General features: G+C 57.1%; 15 protein-coding genes. 10 read left to right on the forward strand and 5 right to left on the reverse strand.

Annotated features, from left to right (window positions below):
• Positions 1–6: 6 nt before the first annotated feature.
• Positions 7–885, forward strand: coding sequence for an alpha/beta hydrolase (locus ABEB25_RS22005; protein WP_345738604.1), 879 nt, complete (start codon positions 7–9; stop codon positions 883–885).
• A gap of 136 nt (positions 886–1,021) precedes the next feature.
• Here the strand turns inward: ABEB25_RS22005 and ABEB25_RS22010 are convergent, their stop codons facing one another.
• Both ABEB25_RS22010 and ABEB25_RS22015 read right to left on the reverse strand, forming a co-directional pair.
• Positions 1,022–2,458, reverse strand: coding sequence for a sigma-54-dependent transcriptional regulator (locus ABEB25_RS22010; RefSeq protein WP_345738605.1), 1,437 nt, complete (start codon positions 2,456–2,458; stop codon positions 1,022–1,024).
• Between the two features lie 156 nt (positions 2,459–2,614).
• Positions 2,615–4,390, reverse strand: coding sequence for a polyprenyl synthetase family protein (locus ABEB25_RS22015; protein ID WP_345738606.1), 1,776 nt, complete (start codon positions 4,388–4,390; stop codon positions 2,615–2,617).
• Positions 4,391–4,674: 284 nt separating this feature from the next.
• Between ABEB25_RS22015 and ABEB25_RS22020 the strand changes: the two genes are divergently transcribed.
• From ABEB25_RS22020 to ABEB25_RS22040, 5 genes are all read left to right on the forward strand, one after another.
• Positions 4,675–7,119, forward strand: coding sequence for a DUF1592 domain-containing protein (locus ABEB25_RS22020; protein WP_345738607.1), 2,445 nt, complete (start codon positions 4,675–4,677; stop codon positions 7,117–7,119).
• A 244-nt stretch (positions 7,120–7,363) separates the two neighbouring features.
• A complete protein-coding gene (locus ABEB25_RS22025; protein ID WP_345738608.1) occupies positions 7,364–8,179 on the forward strand; it encodes a GxxExxY protein in 816 nt (271 codons plus the stop codon).
• A gap of 149 nt (positions 8,180–8,328) precedes the next feature.
• Positions 8,329–9,708, forward strand: coding sequence for a DUF1552 domain-containing protein (locus ABEB25_RS22030; protein ID WP_345738609.1), 1,380 nt, complete (start codon positions 8,329–8,331; stop codon positions 9,706–9,708).
• Positions 9,705–10,964, forward strand: coding sequence for a hypothetical protein (locus tag ABEB25_RS22035; protein ID WP_345738610.1), 1,260 nt, complete (start codon positions 9,705–9,707; stop codon positions 10,962–10,964). Before ABEB25_RS22030 ends, ABEB25_RS22035 begins: the two co-directional genes overlap by 4 nt.
• 290 nt (positions 10,965–11,254) lie before the next feature.
• Positions 11,255–12,520 carry a hypothetical protein gene (locus ABEB25_RS22040; protein ID WP_345738611.1) on the forward strand — a complete coding sequence of 422 codons (1,266 nt, stop codon included), beginning with the start codon at positions 11,255–11,257 and terminating at the stop codon, positions 12,518–12,520.
• A gap of 113 nt (positions 12,521–12,633) precedes the next feature.
• Here ABEB25_RS22040 and ABEB25_RS22045 read toward each other — a convergent pair whose 3' ends face one another.
• The gene (locus ABEB25_RS22045) at positions 12,634–13,158 is read right to left on the reverse strand and encodes a tetratricopeptide repeat protein (protein WP_345738612.1); all 525 of its coding nucleotides are present in this window, start codon (positions 13,156–13,158) and stop codon (positions 12,634–12,636) included.
• Positions 13,159–13,276: 118 nt separating this feature from the next.
• Positions 13,277–13,630 (reverse strand): cupin domain-containing protein, encoded by a 354-nt coding sequence (locus tag ABEB25_RS22050; protein ID WP_345738613.1) that lies wholly within the window; start codon positions 13,628–13,630, stop codon positions 13,277–13,279.
• A gap of 49 nt (positions 13,631–13,679) precedes the next feature.
• Here ABEB25_RS22050 and ABEB25_RS22055 point away from each other — a divergent pair, with 49 nt between their 5' ends.
• The 4 genes from ABEB25_RS22055 to ABEB25_RS22070 all read left to right on the forward strand — a co-directional run bounded on the left by ABEB25_RS22055 (position 13,680) and on the right by ABEB25_RS22070 (position 20,776).
• Positions 13,680–14,489, forward strand: coding sequence for an SDR family NAD(P)-dependent oxidoreductase (locus ABEB25_RS22055; protein ID WP_345738614.1), 810 nt, complete (start codon positions 13,680–13,682; stop codon positions 14,487–14,489).
• 27 nt (positions 14,490–14,516) lie between these two features.
• Complete coding sequence (locus ABEB25_RS22060) at positions 14,517–16,163, forward strand: glycoside hydrolase family 75 protein (RefSeq protein ID WP_345738615.1); 1,647 nt, start codon at positions 14,517–14,519, stop codon at positions 16,161–16,163.
• Between the two features lie 1,778 nt (positions 16,164–17,941).
• Positions 17,942–18,598, forward strand: a complete 657-nt coding sequence (locus tag ABEB25_RS22065) for a hypothetical protein (RefSeq protein WP_345738616.1) — start codon at positions 17,942–17,944, stop codon at positions 18,596–18,598.
• 1,752 nt (positions 18,599–20,350) lie between these two features.
• The gene (locus tag ABEB25_RS22070) at positions 20,351–20,776 is read left to right on the forward strand and encodes a hypothetical protein (protein WP_345738617.1); all 426 of its coding nucleotides are present in this window, start codon (positions 20,351–20,353) and stop codon (positions 20,774–20,776) included.
• A 559-nt stretch (positions 20,777–21,335) separates the two neighbouring features.
• On the opposite strand, the gene ABEB25_RS22075 is transcribed toward ABEB25_RS22070, so the two are convergent.
• The gene (locus ABEB25_RS22075; protein WP_345738618.1) at positions 21,336–22,757 is read right to left on the reverse strand and encodes a carbohydrate porin; all 1,422 of its coding nucleotides are present in this window, start codon (positions 22,755–22,757) and stop codon (positions 21,336–21,338) included.
• Positions 22,758–22,773: the final 16 nt, after the last annotated feature.

Below are 22,773 nucleotides of genomic sequence, written 5' to 3' on the forward strand. Positions count from 1 at the left end.
CTCCTTATGAAATGGCTGCCTTCCTTTGCCCTGTTTTTTCTCACGGTCACCGCTTTCACTCCAGCGGCAGAGCCTATCACACTCAAGCTTTGGCCCAAAGGTGCGCCTGAAAAAGAGGGGTTCAAAATTGAGCCTGAGGCCGAAATCAAGCGTGAAAAGGAGGATGGGGTGAAGCGTCTGGGCAATGTCTCGGATCCCACCATCACCATCTATCCTGCTGACAAGCCCAACGGCACCGCCGTGCTGGTCTGCCCCGGCGGCGGCTATGGCATCCTGGCCATTGAGCATGAGGGCACCCAGGTCTGCGATTACCTGCGCACTCTGGGGGTCACCCCTGTGCTGCTGAAGTATCGTGTGCCCCGCCGCGACAATGATGATCCCAGCCGTGTGCCGCTGCAGGATACGCAGCGCGCCATCGGCATCCTCCGCCATCGTGCGGCCGAGTTTGGCATTCAGCCAGACCGTATCGGCATCCTGGGTTTCTCTGCCGGTGGCCATCTTTCCATTGTGACCGCATTGCATGCCAATGAGCGAAGCTATGAGCAGGACCCTGCGCTGGATGTGGCCGATGCCACGCCTAACTTTGCCATTCCTGTCTATCCAGCCTACTTGGTGGGGAAGGAGAATGAGTTTGCCCTCCTGCCCGAAATCAAGGTGACTGCCAAGGCTCCTCCCATGTGCCTGGTCCATGCCCATGACGATCCCCACAGCGCTGCCGGCAGCGCGCTCATCTACCTTGAGTACAAAAAGAACAAGCTGCCCTGCGAGATTCACATCTACAGCACGGGCGGCCATGGTTTCGGCATGAAGAAGAAGGGACTGCCGGTGGACAACTGGCTCGTCCGCGTCGGCGAATGGCTGCCGACGCTTTACCCAGCCAAGTAAAGTTCTGATCCAGGAGTCGGTCCAATCCCGTCTCCTGGATTTTAATCTCTGTCCCCCTCGAGAAAGGGAGAGCAAAGTGTGGAAAATAGCGTTCGAAAGTCTTCGCTCTCAGAAGGCGAAGGCTGAGGAAACGTTGTTAACCGACTTTCTTGGCCGTGGCCTTTTTGACGGCGGGGGCTCCCAGGTTTTCCTGGAGTTCGGCAGAGGTGATGCCGAGGAGCTTCGAGGTCTTGGCGGCATCTTCCTCGTAATGGCGGTATGCCATGCGGGAAAGCTCACGCTCAACCCAAGGCAGTAGCTCAATGTCGGGACTGTTCTGCGCAGTGTTGAGCAGCATAGTCAGGGCATCGCGCATGCGGGTGACGGTGCTGGCGGAATTGCCATGGCGGCTACCGGTGCTGCCGAGCGGGATGTCTGAGGCGAGCAGGACGTCCGAATTGCAGAGGGCGCAGGCGCGCTGGATGGTGTTTTCCAGTTCGCGGACGTTGCCGGGCCAGTCGTAGGCCTCCAGCAGGGCGAGGGCGTCTTCGGTGAAGCGCATGGTCAGGCCACGACGGCGGGCAGACTGGCGGTGCAGGAAAAATTCGGCCAGGAGGCGCACATCTTCGCGACGCTCGCGGAGCGGCGGTATGTGGATGCGGACGACATTGAGACGATAGAAAAGATCTTCGCGGAAGGTGCCTTTGGCGACTTCGGCTTCGAGATCTTTGTTCGTGGCAGCGAGGACGCGCACGTCACATTTCAGGACCTGATTGCTACCGACACGGCAGAATTCGCCTTCCTGAAGCACACGGAGGAGCTTGCTTTGCACGGCAAGCGGCATGTCGCCGATTTCATCAAGGAAAAGGGTGCCGCCGTCGCATTGCTCGAAACGGCCGATGCGCTGGGTGACGGCACCGGTGAAGCTGCCTTTTTCATGGCCAAAGATTTCGCTCTCCATCAGGTTGTCCGGAATGGACGTGATGTTGATGCCGACGAATTCTTTTTGGGTGCGCGGGCTGAATTTGTGAATGGCGCGGGCGACGAGTTCCTTGCCGCAGCCGCTTTCGCCAGTGACCATGACGGGGGCATCACTGCGGGAGACACGACCGATCATCTTAAAGACGTCCTGCATGGGCCCGGAACGGCCGATGATGGTCTCTTGGATGGTTTCGGCGGGAATCTCGGAGGCGTTGGCGCGGGTGACGCGGCGGGATTCATTGGCACGGAGGGCACTTTCGACCACGGTGCGCAGTTCGTAAGGCAGCTTTTCCTTGCCGAGCACATCGTAGGCACCGAGGCGCATGGCCTCGATGACGTTGCTGGTGCTGGCGATGCCACTGAAAAGAATGACCATCGCGTTCGGGTCGGTCTGGCGCAGGCGCTTGAGGAGCTCAATGCCGGAGGTGCCGGGCAGGCGCACTTCGGCCAGGACGAGATCCGCCCGGCTTTTCTGGTAATTGGCCAGTCCCTCTTCGGCCCGTTCAGCAGTGCTGACGGAGACGCCGGGTGCCTTCAGGTGTCCCGATGCCCAGACGAGAAAGTCTGGGTCAGGGTCCACGATGAGAATTCGAGAGTCCGGGATGTCTGCCATGGGTTGCACTAAGTCTGCGTTCCTATCTTGATTCCGAGGTGGCGTCAACACGTGAATCGGGGCATCCAGGGAGCTGATGGAATGGGTTCACGCACTCTTGAGAGTGCGTGGCCGCAAAAGTCCGAGGCAGAAGTCCAAGAATTGATCATCCTGAGACTACGCCGCAACCACCGTATTAGGCACCAGATGCTCTGCGGCCTTGGCAGCTTGCTCACGCAATTCGGGATTGGCGTTCTTTTGCTCGAACTCACGGCACCAGCCTTTGATTTCGAGTTCGTTGAAGATTTTGCCGATCACACGACGCAGAAGACCTTTGAGGTTGGGTAGCTCCACCTCCTGGAGGCTGCGGATGGCGGCCTCCTTGTAGGTTTCTAGCATGAGGGTGGATTTGTCGTAAGCACCGGATTCCTCGGCCCATTTGCGAATGGTGGGCTTGTCAGGCAGGCTGGTGGCCTGGCCGTTCCAGAGGGCCTCCATGATTTCCTTGACCTCGCCTTTGCCGCGCTCGCGAAGGAGGGCGAGGATGATGCTGGGGCGTATGCTGACATTGTTGTCGGCTGCGGAGTCATCGCCAAGATCATCGAGGTCATCGCGGATCTGGTAGGCGATGCCGAGGTTTTCGCTGTAAGTGTGGAGTGCGTCGGCGGTTTCGTCGAGCTGGCCGGCCATGGCAGCCCCGATTTTCAAAGCGACCTCAAAGGCGGGAGCGGTTTTGCTGCGGAAGATTTCCAACACCTGGGTGTTGCTGAGGGCGACGGGGTGGTTGTTCCACAGGAGCTCAGCACCCTGGCCGCGGCAGAGTTCGCGCTGGCCTTCTGCGGCGACTTTGAGGCACGCGCTGCGGATGTGGCTGGCGCATTTCATTTCAGCCAGGAGGCGGTAGCCTTCGCCGATGAGAAGATCTCCCACGTTCAGGGCCACGGGGATGCCGTGCTCGGAATGGAGGGTAGGTTCGCCGTAACGTTCGGCATCGTTGTCCTCTATGTCATCGTGGATAAGCGAGGCTTTGTGGAAGGCTTCGACAGAGATGGCGGCGAGTTTCAGGTCGTCTGAGATGGGGGCCTCGGGATCTTCACGAAGGGCTTGGTAGGCGGCGATGGTGAGGAAGGGGCGCCAGCGTTTGCCAGCGCGGCCCAGCCATTCGCGGGCGATCTGCTCGGTCTGGCAGCTGGGTTTGCCCAGGATGGCCTCCAGGGCCTCGGGGGTGAACCAGGTCTTCACTTCCTCGTGAAGGTCGTTCAGATTCAGACGGCGGGTTTTGTCCTCGCTGGTGAGGTGGATGTAGTCCCAGACCCAGTCCACATCCACCGTGGTGTCAATGCAGTCATCCTGAAGCAGCGGCACGGCCACGGCGGGGATGGCGGCGGCTTCGACGTAAGGGAAAGTGCGCTCCAAAACGGGCAGGCAGGAGATGCCCACGATGGCCTCGATCTTGCCAGTCTGGATGAGGGACATGACGATGGCGCTGCCTTCGGCCACCAGGACGGCGTAACCGAGCTTTTCGGCTTCGTTTTGGAAGTCCTGGATGCTGCAGAGGCCGCACTGCTTGCAGAGGAGACCAAATTCATCAAAGGGAGCGGGGCATTTGCTCTCGATGCGGAGGCACTTGGGCATCAGCAGGAGGCGTTTTTCAAATGGCACGGTGGCCAGGGACTCGCGCCAGGTTTCATTGGCCAGAAGCACACCGGTGTAGTCGCGATAGATCTTTTCGATGCCGTTGAGGGCCATGATCTTGTCCGTGTGGACTTGGAGCTCATCAATGGGCACAGGCGGGACGAGTTTGGTCTGCTCCGCATATTCACGCACGGCCTGCAGGACGAAATCACGGTCCTGCTTGGTCTGCGGGATGTTCTTTTTGGGCTGCCTAAAGCGCCTCACAAGTCCGGGGATGGCTGGGGGCAGGGTGGCAGAACGGACAGCGACGGTGGACATGGGGGAAGGGGACAAATTTCCTGGCAGGAGATGGCAATCAAGGGGATACGTCACCAATGACGGCGGCGTGTGACAAAAGAGCCAGCCATGTAACCGTGCCGCTGCCCGGCAGTCTTGCAAGGATTGCGCGCAGATATGCGGATTTTGTGCGGAAGTGGGGTCTGGAGGACTTTGGAAAGAAACGCTCGGCCAAAAATTACAGCTATTTCAGCTACCTGCCCCACCCCCGAGAACTCGGGGTGGTCGCACAAAGGCCGCATCGGCTACGTATTGCTCCCTATCTCATGATACGTTGCGTTTACAGCCTGCCAGCCCTCCTCGTCGCCAGCCTTGGCCTTGCCGATGTCGTCCGTGCAGCCGAGCCGTTTGACATCTTCTTGGAGAAGCACTGCCTCAGTTGTCATGGTCCCGACAAAGTGAAGGGGGACTTGAGGATCGACCAGCTTTCGCGCGATTTCAAGCTGGGCGCGGATTCCCATCATTGGGCGGAGGTGATCGAGCAGGTGAATTCCGGCGAGATGCCTCCGAAGAAAGAGAAGAAACCGACGCAGGAGGAAATCGAGGCATTCGTCACCAGTCTCGACTCACGAATCAAAGAGGGCAGGGCGGGGCGAATGGCAGCGCGGCCAGCGGTGACTCATTATCGCCTGAGCCGGAAAGAGTATCAAAACACGGTCTATGACCTGCTCGGCGTGCGATACGATCCCGCCAAGCCCGGGGAGCTGAACGAAGACACGCTGTGGCATGGATTCGAGCGCATCGGCTCGGAGCTGTCGCTTTCGCCGTCGCATGTGGATCGTTATTACCGTGCTGCGGGGACAGTGCTCGACCGCGCTTTTCCTCCCGCAGCATCTGGCGAGGCTCGCAAAGTCCGCAAGACTGCAGCGGATCTGCGTTACAACGGAGGCAAGGAACAGCAGGCGGCGCTGGACCGCTTCGGCATCAAGCGTCCACTGCGTTATCTCCTCTTTCCAGGCACCGTTCAGAATGCGCTTTCACCCCAGTGGTTCGGGAAGATGGGGCCGGAGCATAGCGGGCTCTACAAAGTCCGCATCCAGGCCAGCGGCATCCGGCCCCTCGGTGGCCAGCCGGCTCATTTGAGCATCGGCAAGCGCACTGGAGAGGAGACGGTGGACAGTGTCATTGACCTGGACATCACCGCACCGGAGGACAAGCCGCAGGTCTATGAGTTCGAGGTGTTTCTCGAGATGCCCGCGACACTGGACTTCTGCATCGTGGCCACGGATGTGGTGGACAGACGGAGTGGCGCGGCCTTCCGCAATGCCCTCTCCAGCAGAGGCGGCTACATTTTCACGCATAGCAGCGAGACCGTGCTCTTGAACCCTAACGCCCCGCAGATGTTCGATGACAAAGGCAACGGCCTTTTTTCAACAGTGCTGCTCGATTGGATCGAATGGGAAGGGCCGCTGGCGACGGAAGTGGAAAAGTCCCGGCGCAAGGACGTGGTCCCCGCCGATGACGCGACACCCGAAGTCGTCGCGGAACATCTGCAACGCTTTGCCGAACGCGCCTGGCGCAGGTCTGTCAACAAGGAGGAACTGGAGCCATATTTGCAATCTTACCGGATCGAACGCGAGGCCGGTGAAAAACCTGCCGAAGCCTATCGTGTGGCGATGCAAGGCGTGCTGACCTCACGAAATTTCCTCTACCTCGTCGAAGGCGAGCCAACGGCCCGCGAGCAACTCACTGACATGGAACTTGCATCGCGGCTCTCGTATTTTCTCTGGAGTTCGATGCCGGATGAAACTCTTTTCAATGCAGCCAAAGGAGGCGGTCTGAAGGACGAGGGATTGAAAAAGGAGCTGGACCGGATTTTGACGGACAGCAAGATCAACCGCTTCGTGGATGACTTCTCGCGGCAGTGGTTGCAACTGCACCGTGTTGGCATGTTCCCGCCGGACAAAAAGCTCTACCCCGCCTACGACCGCTGGCTCGAAATGAGCATGCGGGCCGAGCCTGTGGAGTTCTTCCGCGAAATGCTCACGAAGAACCTGCCCATGGAGTCCTTTCTTGATTCCGACTGGACCATGGCCAATTCCCGGCTCTGCGATTTCTACGGATTGCCGGAGCCGAAGACAGCCAGCTTCCAGCGTGTCTCCCTCAAGCCCGAGGATCGTCGTGGCGGACTTCTGACGATGGGGGCGACGCTCGGGCTGACCTCGGACGGAACGCGTCACCGCCCGGTGCACCGGGGCGTCTGGCTCAGCGAGGTGATCTTTGCCAAGACGCCCCCGCCACCGCCGGCCAACGTGCCAGCGATCGAACCCAATCCGCCCAAAAGCCCCAAGGCGACCCTTCGGGATAAACTGGAGGCGCACCGCAACGACGCGAATTGCGCCGCCTGCCATGCAAAGATTGATCCGCTCGGCCTCGCCTGGGATAACTACGATGCCATCGGTCAGTGGCGCACGCATGAAAATGTCGCGGCAGGAGTCGGGGCAAACCCTTTGGTGAATCCCAGTGGCGAGATGCCCGACGGTCGTGCCTTCAAAGATGCCAACGATTTCAAACGCTTGCTGATCGAAGATCGCGAGAAGTTCGTGCAAGCCTTCATCGAACACCTCTGCACCTACGGCCTCCGCCGCGTGCTCACCGTGGATGACCAGGAAGACATCACGGCCATCGTCACCGAAGCGAAGAAAAACCAATACGGGGTCAAGGACATCGTCCGGGCCGTGGCTCTCTCGAAGCTGATGAGAAAGCGATGACAACTCTGGGGTCTCCCACAGATTCAGAGAGGCCCACGGATTACTTTTAACGAACAAATATCTACAACACAATCGGCAGGCATCCTTGAATCTGCGGGAGACTCGGGTTGCCAGCAGATTCAGAGAGGCCCCCAGATTACTTTTTAACAATCAAAGATCTACAATCCAATCTGCTGGCATCCTTGAATCTGCGGGAGACTCGGGTTGCCAGCAGATTTAGAGAGGCCCACAGATTACTTTTTGAATGACTCAAGATGCTAAAATTCAATCGGCTGGTCTCCCTCAATCTAAGGGAGACCCAGTTACGCATGCTTTCATTGGGCACGCAATGAAAGTGCACTCAGCCGTTGGGCCTGGGCTTGGTGAGGAGATCTACCATCAAGAGCTTGTCGGTGCCCTCACAAAGGGGGGTATTGTGCACCTTTCAAAACCGAGGCGGGATTTGGTCTATCGCGGGATTGTGGCGGATACCTTCGAGCCTGATTTCGTCATTGAGGAGCATTTCATTCCGGAGTTGAAATGTCTCCGTGGATCATTTGCGCCAGAACACTTGGTTCAGGTGTTCTGCTACTGCAAGTTTTGGCGACTACGTACCTGTCTGCTGGTTGATTTCGGCAAGCAGAGTCTAATGTGGAAGCGATTGTTATATCGTTCGCAATCAGCGGGATTCACAGAAACCAGTCTGCCCGATTTCGTTTCAAATCGAGTCCTGGCGACCACCATCATCCAAGCTATCAGTCAATGCCTGGACGAAGTCGGTCTTGGTTATCGGCAAACGACCTGGAACGGTCTGGTCAGGGCGGCCATGCAAGCCACCGGTTTCCAAGTTCATCTCAATCCAACCGTCACCGTTCTCAGCCACCCTGGCATCACGGTGTGCAGTCTTGTCGTCAATGGTGCCTGCGCAGTCTATGTCACGGCGCTGACCGATGGCATCAACGCCACGGATCGCGCAACCCTTCAAACCCATCTCCGCTGGCTTAATCTTGGTTGGGGCATCATGTTTCATTTTGGCAAATCCACCGCCGACTTAGCCTTCGTCCAACATCCCAAAAGGTAATCTATGAGCTTGTCTGAATCTGCTGGAATCCAAGTCTCCCGCAGATTCAAGAAGGCCAGCCGATTGAATTTAGCATCTTGAGTTATTCAAAAATAATCTATGGGCCTCTGTGAATCTGCTGGAAATCACCAACGAATCTAAAAACAAGTATGAACTACCTCTCCCAATCCTGGCTGATTGATCGCCGGCATGCGCTCAAAGCACTGGGCTCGTTTATCTCCCTGCCTCTGCTGGAATGCATGGTGCCGCTTCGCGCAGCGGCGGCAGAGAAGATTACTGCCACACCACGGCGCAGCGCCTTCATTTATTTGGCGAATGGCGTCCATTCGCTGAACTACCAGATCACCACCTCAGGGAAAGACTACAAGTTCTCCCGGTCGCTCATGCCTCTGGAAAAGCACCGCCAGGTCATCACTCCCATCAGCGGTCTGCATCATCCGGGAAGCCTCAGTCATCACCACAACTGCATCAGCGTCTGGCTAACGGGAGGAAAGCTCGGACCTTCCGATAAGAACACCATCTCGGTGGACCAGAAGATGGCCGAAGTCACCGCGCAGCATACCCGCTACCCGTCGCTGGAGGTTGCCATCACTCAGGAATCTCTCGCCTGGACGGCTGACGGAGTCCGGTTGCCTGCGATGCGCCGTTGCAGTGAGATCTTTTCCTCCATGTTTGAGGAACCGAAAGGCGGCATCGCAGCCCAGCGGCGGGCCTTGCGCCGCAAAGGCAGCGTGCTGGATGACAACCTCGCCGAAGTACGTCGGCTAGAGAAGAAAATGGGAACGCAGGACAAAGGGCGCATGGATCAATACCTCACCTCCGTTCGCGAGGCAGAGATCCGCACGCGCAGGGCCGATGCCTGGCTTGATACGCCGCTGCCCGCTATATCCGAAGCGGACCGCAAACGCACCAACCGTGATATCGCGGACACCAAGGCAGGGGATTATTTCCGCACGGTCTATGACCTCATGGTGCTGGCGTTTCAAACGGACATGACCCGCGTGGCCACCTTCAGTCTAGGCGGTGAAGGCCAGGCCATTGCCATCCCAGAAATCGGCATCACAGAGTCACGTCACCAGCTCAGCCACCACGGCGGAGATCTGGGCTACATGGAAAAGCTAACCAACTATGATACCTTTGCCATCGAGCAGTTCAGCTACTTCCTCACTCGGCTAGCGGAGACCCATGACCTCAATGGCAAGTCGTTGCTCGGCTCCACCATGTCCCTCTTTGGCAGCGGCATGTCCTACGGCCACAGCCATGGCAATGCCAACCTCCCACTGGTGCTCGCTGGCGGCTCGGACCTCGGTCTTAAGCACGGGCAGCACCTGGACTTTAACAAGATGTCTCCAGGATTCCAAGGCTACGCGCTCGATCCCGAAGGAGCACTTACGACCGCGCATTACCAGCTCTGCAGCCGCCCCGCAAACACCGATGCCCACATGAGCAACCTGCTCCTTCTCATGGCCCAACGCATGGGCGTGGAGACTGACCAGTTTGGCGACAGCAACAAGGTGATCACACTATGAAGCGCTTCTTCCTCTCCTTGGGTTCTTTGCTCTTGGTTCTTGGGGCATCCATAACGACCGCAGAGGAGCCTTTCCGCCCAGAGGTGGGCAAGTTTCCCCCTCTCGAAAAGGCGCATTCCTATCGGGGTGAACTCGTGTTTGTGGACCATGCCAACCGCCGTGGCAGCCTCCGGGTGCAGGGTGCAGGCACCTATTTCCGCAATGCCCCGCACCCCTTTGCCATGCTGCCTTATGGCATCGTCCGTTACCACGGTGCACCGGCGGATCTGCGGGACATTCCGCTCGGTACTGTGCTGCATGTCCGGGCCTTCCTTCCGCTAGACCCGAAGATCTCCGCCGTGCCGGTGTTGCCAGTGGATAACAAGGATAAAATCGCGGGATATAGTGGCATTGGCATCGCACCAGCCGAGAACCACGTGCTGCTCCTCGAAGACGAACCCAGCCACTGCCAGCGTGAGGGCTTAGTTTGGAAACTCAAAGAATTGGAGATTAAAAACAACGAAGGCATGATCGTCGCCAGTCGCGAGTCCAAAGCTGGCGCGAAGGGCAAAGCGAGCGAGGAAAACCTGACCTTCGATGCGGCCACCCGCATCTGGCGCGGCCGCGAATACCTCGGCATCGCCGACCTAATCACGGATGGCATCTGGCCTGCCAGTGGCAAGAAATCGCTCGGCGGCCAAGCCGTCCTGTTGGGGATCACGTGGAAGCCCACGCCCGATGGAGTGTTCACCCGCTTCCACATCTCGGACATCTGGCTGGATGAGGCCGCGATGCAACGTGCCGCCCAGAATCAAACCGAGACACACAAGGCCTTCATTCGCAGTCGCTGGATGCCCGCCTGGGTGGATGCCGTGGAGTATGGCAAGTTCGGTCGCGCCACCGTGACCGCGACCTTGTTTGGCGGCATGGATGCCTCTCTGTATGCCGATTTCCAGAAAGACAGCCAGGTGCTGGTAAATGGGGCTGAGAACACCTTAAAGCATGCAGGCGGTAATTACGGCCCTGCCCACATGGCCTCCAAGGGGCCCATCCGCAACGTCACAAAAACCTCTGAAGACGCACCCCTGGGCAGCAGTGGCATCCAGGTCCAGTTTGAGACTGACCTCGTCATCGAAGGCATCCGTTCGGGGCGCATCGTCCGCATCCGTCCAGCGAGCTGGCTCCAGGTGCAGGTGCCTCGGGAGGAGTATCTGGGCGATGGCTCTTTCAGCCACGAAGACCGCTTCCCGACCCCAGCCATCTTCCCCAAGTATTGAGGACTGAGATGAGCTCCAGCAGATTCAGGTAGGCCAGCAGATCATAAAAAATCAATCTGCGGGCCTCCTCGAATCTGCTGGGGATAACCTACCACGAAACAGCCACATGAACCGCCCACTTCTGATCACCCTTCTGGCTGGAAAGTTTCCACCTATGGAAAAAGCACATTCCTATCGGTTCGAGGACTGAGATGAGCCCCAGCAGATTCAGGTAGGCCAGAAGATCATAAAAGAATCAATCTGCGGGCCTCCTCGAATCTGCTGGAAATCACCCACCACAAAAAAGCCATATGAACCGTCCACTTCTGATCACCCTTCTGGGCCTGCTTGTCACCGCTTCCTCTGCCGCAGATGTGCCGTTCCGGCCTGAGGCTGGGAAGTTTCCGCCTTTGGAAAAAGCACATTCCTATCGGGGCGAGCTGGTGTTTGTGGACCACGCGAATCGTCGCGGCAGCCTCCGCGTGCAAGGCACGGGCACGTTCCGCCGCAATGATCCGCACCCTTTCGCCCTGCTCCCTTACGGTCAGGTCCGCTACCACGGAGCACCGGCGGATTTGCGAGACATCCCGTTAGGCACCGTGCTGCATGTCCGCGCTTATCTACCTCCAGATCCGAAGATCTCCGCCGTACCGGTGCTGCCCATCAACAATAAGGAAAAAGACGCGGATCACAATCGCGGTGCAGGCATTGCACCGGCCGAAAATCACGTGCTCCTCCTCGAAGATGAGCCCAGCCACTGCCTGCGCGAGGGCTTGGTCTGGAAGCTCAAAGAACTCGACCTCAAGAATAACGCGGGACTGATCGTTGCCAGCCGCGAACCGAAAGAGGGTGTCGGTGCAGAGGGCAAAGCCAACGAGGAAAACCTGACCTTCGATGCCGCCACCCGTATCTGGCGCGGCCGCGAATGTCTCTCCTTTGCCGACTTGATCACGGAAGGCATCTGGCCTGCCAGTGGCAAGAAAACGCTCGGCGGCCAGGCTGTCCTGCTGGGGATCACCTGGAAGCCCACGCCAGGCGGTGTTTTCACCCGCTTTCACATCTCGGATATTTGGCTGGATGACACCGCCATGCAACGATCCTCCCATCTCCAGGCCGAGGCGCACAAAGCCTTCATTCGCAGCCGTTGGATGCCCGCCTGGGTGGATGCCGTCGAGTATGGCAAATTTGGCCGTGCCACCGTCACCGCAACCTTGTTCGGCGGAGCGGACCCCGCCATCTACGCCGATTTCAAGAAAGGCATCTCCGCTTTCGTGAACGGCGTGGAAAATACTCTGAAGCACACCGAAGGGGGCACTGCCGGGCCCACCCAATTGGCGTCACGTGGCGAGCTGCTAGAAGTCACAGCATCCTCCGATGACATCCCATTAGGCAGCAGCGGCATCCAGATTCGTTTTGAGACAGACCTCATCACCGAAGGCATCCGCCCCACCCGAGTCATTCGCATCCGTCCTGCGGACTGGCCCGATGTTCACATCCCACGGGAGGAATACCTCGACAGCGGGAAATTCAAGCACGAAGACCGCTTCCCGACACCTGTCATCTTTCCTGAATACTAATGTCTCCTCACTTGGGTGGCTAACAAAAAGCGTGACTGCTTGGCTAGGATGTGGTTCACCATTGCTTGATTCACCTTGTGCGGGTGCCATAATCCTCTTCACGTTCTTGCATGTTACTCGTGGCTAGCATATGGCGGAGGTGATCCGATTCTCTCCGTCAGCAGATCGCGAAGATATCCGGTGGCTTCATTCAGCAAGTCCCTGCAACAGCCCTCGTAACCCGTCCACGTTCCAAGTTCGGACGGGGGACGAAGAACCTCCGTCATTCGCTTCAAATGAGTGGCATCCTCACCGGAGAAGATTTCTGGTCCACCACAAATGAGGGCGCGGGCAAAATTGTCCGTTGCCTCATCCGGATTTTCATTCAGGCCGTGATAACTCAAGCCGACCAGCAAGTGAAAAAGCGGATTGCCAACCACGATTCCGGACCCGGCGTAGCATTCGGGTAAAACGGAGAGGGCGCTCAAAGCCTCTTCATAGTCTCCGAGACGGACCGCAGCGTTTGCAATGGAAAGAAGCAGCCAGACTTGCTGTGTTTCATTGAGATCTTTCTGCAATCGCGACCAAGCACTCTGATAGGCAGCAAGCGCATCCCCAAACCTCCCGGCGTTCATGTGTTCGTCAGCATCTTCAAACATCAGCAAATGTGTCAATGGGGATCGGAATTGAGCTAACGCTAAAGGATAGCGACCCGGCTCGTTAGGGCCTGGAATGCAAGATGAGTGCAAGGGAGCACCCCGGAATGCTTGAAATCACTCATTCAAAATACGTATCCTCATGCGCATACGGCGGGGCGCAGCAGCAGAGGAGGCGCAGGGTTTCACGGGCGGTGATCTGGTGCCAGGCACCGGGTGGGATGAGGATGGCATCGCCGGGAGCCACGGCTTTCTCCTCGCCGTTGATCTCCATCGTGCCGCTGCCTTCGAGGATGAAATAAAACTCCTCGCTGAGTTTGTGATAGTGGCGCTCGGTGGGGCGACCTACGGGTACGGTAGCTTCGGCTAGGGACTGGTTTTGCACCGGGGCATTGGTGCGGTCCAGGATGCTGCGGATGGTGCTGCCATCTTTCGTGGTGAAGGGCACTTGCTCAGAAAGGGGGTTGATGGTCATGCGGATGCACGCATGGTCAGCCAGCGCACGCCGCGTGCAAGTCCTTCGCATGAACTTCGATACCCACCACTGTAGCGCCCTCATCACGGGTGCGTCCTCCGGCCTGGGGGCCGAGTTTGCCCGTCAGCTTGCCCCAGGTGCAACGGCCCTGTTTCTCACCGGGCGCAGGATGGATGCGCTGGAGAAGGTGAAGGCCGAGTGCCTAGCCATCAATAGGACCTTGCAGATCCATCTCTGCACGGGCGACATCGCCACAGACGAGGGCAGGGAACTGCTGCTGGAAAGCGTGCGTCAGGCAGGCTTCCAGCCCAATCTGCTGATCAACAACGCCGGCATGGGCGACTATGGCACCGTGGCCAGTGCGGATGCGGCAAAGCTGCGGACGCAGATGGATCTGAACATGACCGCGCTGGTGCTGCTGACTCATGCCTGCCTGCCGCTTCTCCGGCGTCCAGGCGGCATCATCAACATCAGTTCTTTGGCCAGCACGCTGCCCATGCCAGCCATGGCCGTGTATGCCGCCAGCAAGTCCTTCGTCACCAGCTTTTCAGAAGCTTTGGCCGTTGAACTTGCGCCGGAAGGCATCGCCGTCACCTGCGTGTGCCCGGGCCCTACGCCCACCAGCTTTAGCCAAACTGCCCGCCGTCCCGATGGCGAAGACACCGATCGCGATGGGCAGGATTTCCTCCGCATTTTGCCCTCCCAGGTCGTGGCCGAAGGGCTGGTGGCTCTGCGGGCCGGGCAGGCCTGTGTGTATCCGGGCCTCGGCGTGAAGATCGCCGCTCGCCTCTTCCATCATCTTCCGCGATTCCTACTGCGTCCCTTGTTGCGGCGGCGGTTCGCCAAGGGCACTGTTTAAAAGAATCCACTTCACTTTCCCCCCGGCATGATCAAGCGCCCCGATCCCTCCCTGACCCCCATGGACCAGCGCGGTCCCAGTCCCTGGCAGTCCAAGCCACCCCAGGGCAATGCGCTTGGCAAGCTCATCCGCCTGCTCCTGCTCGTCATCATTTCCATCCTTCTGGTGCTGCCTTTCACGCCGTTTGCCGGCAAGATCAAAAACGCGCTGAAGGAAATCGTCGCCGCCGCCCAGAAGGAGCGCGTGATCACCCGCGAAGTGGAAAAGCGCGTGGAAGTGCCGCGCGAGGTCGTCAAAGAAGTGGTGAAGGAGGTCGTCCGCGAGGTGGAGGTGCCCGCCCCGCCGACGCCGCTGCCAGAAAACTTCATTGCCCGCAAGGAGGTGGACGTCTCCAACTTCTACAACGGCATCACCATCAAGACGAACCTCATCACGGAGCAGGGGACTTATGCCAGCCTGGAGCGCAAAGACCCCGAGGCCTACAAGGCCGAATTCCAGCTCTCTGTCCGCGTGCCCAAGGCCAATCAGAGCCTCAGTGAGCTTTCCCGGATCAATCCCAAGCTGCCAGAGCTCCTGCCGGGCCTCGATTCCATGCTGGCCACGGCCAAGGTCTCAGGCTTTTACCACAAGCTCTACGAAAACAAGACCAACGGCATCCAGCGCGACATCACCCGCCTGAACCGCATCCTCGATCGCCACAATTTCTTCGACTGCGAGACCATCCTGGAGCTCACCCACCCGACCACCAGCCGCAAGGCCCTACTCATCCAGTCCGAGATGGATGTGGTGGCCGATGGCTCCGACGGCGACCGCATGCCCACCCTGGACGAGTACATCTTCATGTCGGACTACTACCAGCCCTTCACCAGCTACGCCTGGGCGAAAAAGACCTCCACGCCCAACCCGCTGCTCGCCCGGTGGGAGGAGCGGCTGAAGAAGGCCAAGGAGCAGTTTGCCGTCAAAGGTCTGAGTGCCGACCGCAATCGCGAGCTAAAGGCCACCATCACCCAGCTCGGCCTAGAGATCGCCGAAATGAAGGCCCGCAGCAGCCTCATTGCCGAAAAGGATCCCTTCATTGTCATCTCCCTCCTGTTCCGCCCCTACGCCGCCACTAACAAGCACACCCCAAACATCGGCGACTACGCCGTCGTCGTGCATGAGGGCAAAATGTACCCGGCCATCTGTGGCGACTACGGCCCCAGCCACAAGATGGGCGAAGGCTCCCTCCGCCTGGCCAAGACCGTCAACCCCAACGCCACCCCCTACCGCCGTCCGGAGAGCGACCTGAAAGTCACCTACATCGTTTTCCCAGGCACGGCAGAAAAGCCCAACAGCCCGCCGAACCTCGACCACTGGCACCAGAAGTGCAGCACTTACCTCCAGGAAATCGGTACGCCTAATGCCGCTGAGACACTTCATAAATGGGAGGACCTGTTCAAGAAACCCGAGCCGCCGCCCGTCGTCGCTACTCCCCCGGCCCCAGGCACACCAGGAACTCAAGCCACAGCGCCTGCTGGCAGCACCCCGCCGGCGACGCCTCCTTCTGGCACGACCTCTCCGGCACCTACCGTTCCCGCGACGCCACCTGCCACACCTCCGGCATCTGCTCCCGGCAGCTCGACATCTTCGGCAGCCCCTTCGACGCCGACAAGCCCCGCCCCGACAAATCCTTGAGCGGGGTTTGGGGGGATCGACCCGAACGATTTGCGTTCGGGTGACCGCGTGATTTTGGCTCAAGGTTAGCTCTAGGAGAACAGCTTTAAAAGTGTCTGATACGATTGAGCCACACGGGTTGGTGAAACCAAGCTTCAGGCCTCCTGGGCCTGATACGCATCCCGATACCTCTTTCTCCAGCCGCAGCGCGACGCCCGAACGGCCGCGATTTCACCGATTGATCCATCACGTAAATCGTCTGAGTTCAAAGCAGGGTTCACGCAAAGACGCCAAGGAACTGATATTTTGCGCCTTTGCGTGCCCACCTTCAGGGGGGCAACGAGAGTTTTTATCGCTTCCAAACTGCATTTTTGGGCAGATTCCAATACACGTTCCACACGTTAATGCCGTTCTAATAAGTTGTTTATCAACACATTTTAAATAGAAAGAAACGTAAAGGGATGAAAATAAAGGGCAGGGGACCAGCCGCAGCCCAGCTCCTCAAATTTTCAAAAGCTCCGAAGGGGCGAGGAATCCAGCCCAGGGCGCGAGCCCCTGGTAACTATGTTCTCTTCACTCCTGCCAGCGGCGCGCTCTGAAGGAGCGTTAGAGCAGGTCGTCTTCCCCCACAAGTCCTCGTGCTTCTCCCGCGACCTTTCGGGCCAGAACGATCTTCCTTGAATCAACCAAGCTTCAACCCTCGCTAAATCCACGGGCAATTCAGCCCCCGGTGTTACAGCAACGGCATTGACCGAAGTTGCCCCTGAATGAGAGAAGCCTAGGCTCCGAATTGCCCTGTATTCTGCACTGTTGGATATCCTTTGGCCTCCGAAGGAAGATTTAGAACAGCTATTTTAATTAAAGTAAATATCGTTAAAAAGACGTTAATCCATTATTAATGAACGGCTTAATTATATTAAAAATGAATCAGACAAGCGGGAGTGACATCGATCTGGCCTCCATCGTCAGCTTGTGACTCGCCACCATATTGCCAAGTCCTCCATCCAGGTGATCCCGTGCAAGGACAGCCTCAAATGAGGCATCGAGGGCATCAGGAAAGTCCCTCTGCTTGCGATCCTAGATCTCGGTTGGCTGAGGAGCTTTCCAGGCTGCATTTCCGACCGCTTCTAGGCTTTGGCCGAGTAAGTCGCACTCTTTGGAGGAGCTCGACTTGCTCTGAATCCAGGTGGAATAGGATGTGTTCAAATGAATGGTGTATCGCCCAGCGGGCTTTTGGACGCTTGGGCATTTGGCTGGATCGCAACGAGCCCCAAGCGTTTCGAAAGCTTCAGTTCGGCAATATTCAGCCAGTGCTCCCGCACTTCATCCGCGAATCCTGCTGACCCGGAGAGCGAATTCAATGAGAGTCCTTTTTCTCATGACGCCCGCCAGAAGACCGCACGAAAACGACGTTCGCCTAATCTGTCGCTCCGCAGTCCAGACTGGAACGACCCGATTGAGACCCCATCACGGCCGCCTCATGATCCCTGACCGAACCCGGCCCTCAGGATGTGTTTGGGCGTCTCAATGGAGCCACAAAACACCCACCCAAACCTCCGCCATTTGAAACGGGCTCTCTGAGCACCTTTTCGAACCCGCCAAACCAAGAGGGGCCTCCCAATCCCTTTAAAATCAAGCCTCGGACCACTTTCAATAACTACATACAATGTATGTAATGTGAAATGTCCTACCGGAAAAGTAGGAAATTAGTTCTTGATTGACAAGCGCCAGCTTGTTAATCTGTCCATGCTGATTCTTCGAACCTTTCAGCTCGTCTGTGGGCCTGTGAATCCACAGACATGCGCACCCAAGGTTTATCCCTTGGGTGCGTTTTTTTTATGTTTGTAATTAATCTCCCTGAAGCTGATCCGTGGTACAATTCGGCATTATTTACAGCTGTAATTAGCACCCTCTCAGCAATTGCAGCGCTGCTTCTAAACGAAGGTTTACACAATAAGCGAACCCGAAAAAAGGAGCTCGAGTCATACATATCTCACCTCCAGATTGCTGATGATGAGGTTAACTTCTACCTTAAGAAAATCCAGACTCTCATTGTGGAGTCGGAAGCACTGATGGAGACAATACAAAATGATGGGATCGGATCCCCAAGCTTCGATTTACACCTCGCATTTTTGGAGCAATCGAAAATCGTTATATCCGGTTTCAACAGATCACGCGAAGTGATTTCATCGCTAGGAGAGGTTCATTTTGAACTTGAGCATATCCGGAAAAAACTCAAAAATATTGAGCACATGGTTTTTAACTGTGAGCATCCTGTTCAGCAAAGGTTCAAGAATGCCCTGAATCAAAACTATAAAAACCTGATTAAGTGTATTAATGGTCTTTCCCCTAAAATGACCTTCTTGCTTTCTCAATTAGAGCAAGAAAGAACGAAAACAAAAAATGAGATTATCTCTCTCGATTTGATCCATCCGATTGGATTCATCGATTTTTAAAATTACTGCTTGACCTAATCTCCAGTAGTGAAGATAGCTGTCATCGTCGTTTCACAGCGGCCCGGGTTCACAGCCGGTTCAGTCAGCAAAACAATGAAAGGTTCGGAAGCACAGCGACGCGTGCCCAATGGGATTTCGCGTATTCAACCCCTCTTTTTTGAGCGGGTGTTGAGACCTACCCGGCAAGATCTGGGCAGTGGTCAACCTAAAGAGGACATCCAACTCTTGCTGCCGTTTCCGTGCCCTTCGCAACCGAAGGTTCGACATGAGGAAGCGCAGAAAAACGGCTGAAATTCTCCTCTCCCGCCCGGTTGCCCGCCCAAAGGCTCAGAGCCAGGGCGGTCCCCTTTATCCCCAGATGATGCCAGCGCGTCGAGGTCTGACGCTGGCCCAATACTGGGAAGGAATTGCCGAGAAAGCGAAGAAACGGAAAGCGACCCGTTCGCCTCGGCCCCGGCTTCTGGACCCTGTGACCAAGCAGGCCCAGGAGCCGCAAGAATTTGGTGCATCAGCAAGCGAGAAATTCGCCTTAGCGGCTCGCTATTTAGTTAAGATGTCTTAATTAACTGGTTTCTGATTTCTCACAGAACCCCTCGAAGGACCAGTATCAGCCCGCCTACGCAGCCTATCAGCCCGCACCAAAACAGCTTTTTTGCCTGTGAAGAGGCTGTTTTACGATGTTTGGAAGCCCCGGCTAAAAAGATGGCTCCATAAATCACAGCGAAAATGCCGAGGCTTATTTCCACGGCTCCAGCGTTGAGATTTAGGGCAAGAAGGGTGTGGGGTCTCATCGTCGGTGAGCTTAACCATGCTAGGCTCGCTGCACATCCTCAATAGCATTTCGAGAGCTGATACTAAACGGCATACTCCAGGCGAGATCCAGCCTTGTTGGCTGCACTTTTAGTATCACTCCCCCCGCCCTTCTTAACTCTCACACTTTCGCGCCCTCTACGCCCTTTACGCCCTCAAAGAAAGCCAGAGGCACCTCTCATGGTCCTGGGCGTGCTCACCAACAATGAGTGCGTGCCGTGTTGTAGCCTGTGGCCAAGCAGGGCCAAGAGCTGCAAGAATTTGGCACAGACGAGGCGCTTGGAAAGTCCCTGTGGTTGTGTGTCTGGTGTGAGGAATCAATGTCCTACAATTGAAAAGTCAGTTCGTCTCACGCTTGGGTATGCTCTTTTCTTAGTAGGTGAAAATTTTCAATGAATAGTAACTTTATTTATTGTAAAGTTGCTTGCAGAATGCAGAATTGGAAGCCTACGGCCATGAATGCACGAACAGCATCGACTTCTAGCGGCACCAGGCCTGAAACCTTCGAGCTTCAAGCAATGATTGAGGGGCTTGCCAAGAAGTATCCCCAGTTTACCTCCCAGGCTCTTGGCGAGGCGGTCTTAATCGCCAAATGGGGGGCTAAAGAGGGTGAGTGTGGCCTGGATTTCTTGAGGCGGGTGGAACAGTTTTTGGAGAAGCGATCCACAGCCCAGAGTTGAGTCAGGCGACTTCGTCGCATGGTTTTGAAGATGCGGTCAAGTGCGAAGCCGCGAAGCGAATGACCACGCTCCTCTCAACCCACCTCAGTCCATTGCGCCGAGATTCGGAATCTCTGATCGCTTTTCCATGTTCGTTTTTAGGTTTGGCGGAGGCGATGATCGGCGAAGGGGCCGCTTCCCGGTCTGGCTGGCGTCATGTTGATGGGGGCCTCATAGGTCGCTTGACCTATGAAATGAACTGTTTTATATGGTAATTATAACCATGAACGACAAGGAATCTTTCGCAACTTACCGCGAGTTGGCCGTGCTGCGCAGCTCTCTGAACCGAGTTATTTGGCTGCTGATTGGGGTGGCTCTCTTTCCGTTGGTGCTCCTCATTGCCCTGTTGATCCCGCAGACTGCTGCGCCGATCTGGGGTGCGCTCAAGCAGATCCCGGTGCCTGCAGGCGTCTTTGAAACAAAGCAGGAAATTCATCAGACGGTGCATTTGCATCAGTCGGGCGGCGAGCTAAGGCACCCCAACCAAGAAAAGGGTGGCAACACGCCGGTGGTGTCTTTTGTGCCGGATCCGAGCAACCCGGAGGGTCACATCATCACTGGGGTGAAGTATGTGGAGGTGGAGCATGAAACCATGATTCCGGCGCGCAAGGCATTGCCGGCGGCTCCGAATTCCAGCAGGGCAGATTGAGGCGCTGGTAAGGTGTGGGGTGCACTGAACCCGTGGTCCCCTGCCCTGATTTTGGTGTTTTCCAGGTGTCCGTGAGAGGTGTGAAAAGGGTGTTTAATGGGTTGATTGTTAACCTGTATTAATTATTTGCGAGGCAGGAGATTTGCTGGCTTGGTGGAAAATCGGGCGTCTGCTTCGGCTTCGGGGATTTTCCGAGCTAAAGCTCTGGAGTACTTTGGTGCGCGGGAACGACCACAAACTTTGGGTGGGGCTGTTTGTGGATGTCGGACCGAGGGATGCTTCCACGATCTCAAGATTACTCCAGCTTCCTGACGATGCTATGTTGCTGTGGCCTGCCCCGGAGAAGTGCGTTTCTCTTCCTGCTTTTTGAGCTTTCAGAAAATCATGTTTGCAGCGTGAAAAGCATCCTTGTTGATTGATTATTAACGAATTTTAATCATTTGGGTTGTCGTTCTTTTCGAGTTTGCCCCCGCCTTGAGGCGGAGCCGTGAGAGCCTCCACAAAAAAGCCCCCTGCCCCGTAATGGGAGCAGAGGGCGATGTGGGAAAACCGGGTGGGTTTAGAAGCGGATGGTGGTCTGGAGGCCGAGGACCCAGGCATTTGGGATGGCTTCGGTGGCGAAACCTGCACGGGCACCAGGATGGATGACGTATTGCAGGCTGGCCTGGAGGGTCCACCAAGCGGCGAGCTGCAGCTTGTAGTTCATTTCGAGGACGCCTTCGTAGTCGGCTTCTTTGATCTTTGGAGCCCCCAAGAGAGGCAGGATCTTGTTGGCATCGCGCTGGGCACGGGTGACGTCTTCGCTGATCTTCAGGTAGGAAGCACCGAAGCCGAGGGTGTCGTAGTCGCGGCCGGGGATGAGACCTTTGAAGACGAAGCCGCCATCAATGCCGAATTCGGCGAGGTTGCGATCAGCCGGAGCGCCGGCGACACGGAAGAAACCGATGATGCCCTGCTGGGCGGGATCTTCATGACCGACTTCGCGCCAGAGCATCTGCTCGGCCAGGAAGTAGGCACCGTAGTTGCCCTTGTGAGTTTCAGGAGTGGCGAGGCCGAGTGCGGAGACGCCAGTCGTGTAGATGTCGTAGAATTCGTCGGTGTGGTAATAACCGCCTACCTTGTAGTTGCCGGGCAGGCCGGTGTCGCCTTTGCCCTGGTTCAGGCGGTAGCCGGCCTCGAAGTACATGAGGGCGCCTTCTTCGCTACGGAGGGCAAGGCGGGTGCCGGAGGAGCTGTCGTCCGGATTGCCATCATAAATGGCGGCTTTGATGTAGAAGCTGTCAGTGGGCTGCCATTTCACCAGTGCGCCAAGGGATGCGTAAGGGGTGGAAGGCAGGGAGTGGGAGCCTGGCGGGAAACCTGGGATGTCATACAGGTTGAACGCCATCGTCGGGAAGAAGAAGGTCTGGTTCAGGAAGTTGATGGAAGCCAGCGAGTTGTAGAGCTCGGGCATGATGAAGTCACGGTCCACGGAGAGGAGACCGGCCTTGATGGTGAGCTTTTTGTCGAAGAGCTCCTGCTGGTACCAGGCCTGCCAGAGGCGGGTATCGGCGGGGAAATCCACGAGGTTGGTCTTATTCAGGTCGCCCACGTAGGTGGCGGCGAAGGGATCTCCCTCCAGTGAGACGCCGGAGACGTGGAAATGGCCACCTTTCCAGAAGCCTAGCTTTTCCGTATCCAGATCCAGGGCGGCGAGGAAGCCGTGCTGGTAGGCGGACCCGGCACGGAGGCCGCCACTGAGGTTGGTGGGCATGGAGCCGACGTAGAAGAACTCAAACTCAACGCCATTTTCTGCCAGCCGGGAGCGCAGGCCGCCCCAGTCGCCCAGCATGTAATCCTGCATGAAGTAGCGCTCCAGCTTGGAAGTCTGGGGCTGGATGGCTTCAGCGGGTGGCGGCGGGCTTCCCGCGTGGGACAGGAGGGCGCAACTCGACAAAAGGGAGGCGAGGGCAGCAATCGGGGTATGGGTGCGTGTCTTCATCGGGAATTGAAGTTAT

Origin of the sequence: Prosthecobacter algae (assembly GCF_039542385.1) — a bacterium.
Classification (GTDB): Bacteria; Verrucomicrobiota; Verrucomicrobiia; order Verrucomicrobiales; family Verrucomicrobiaceae; genus Prosthecobacter; species Prosthecobacter algae.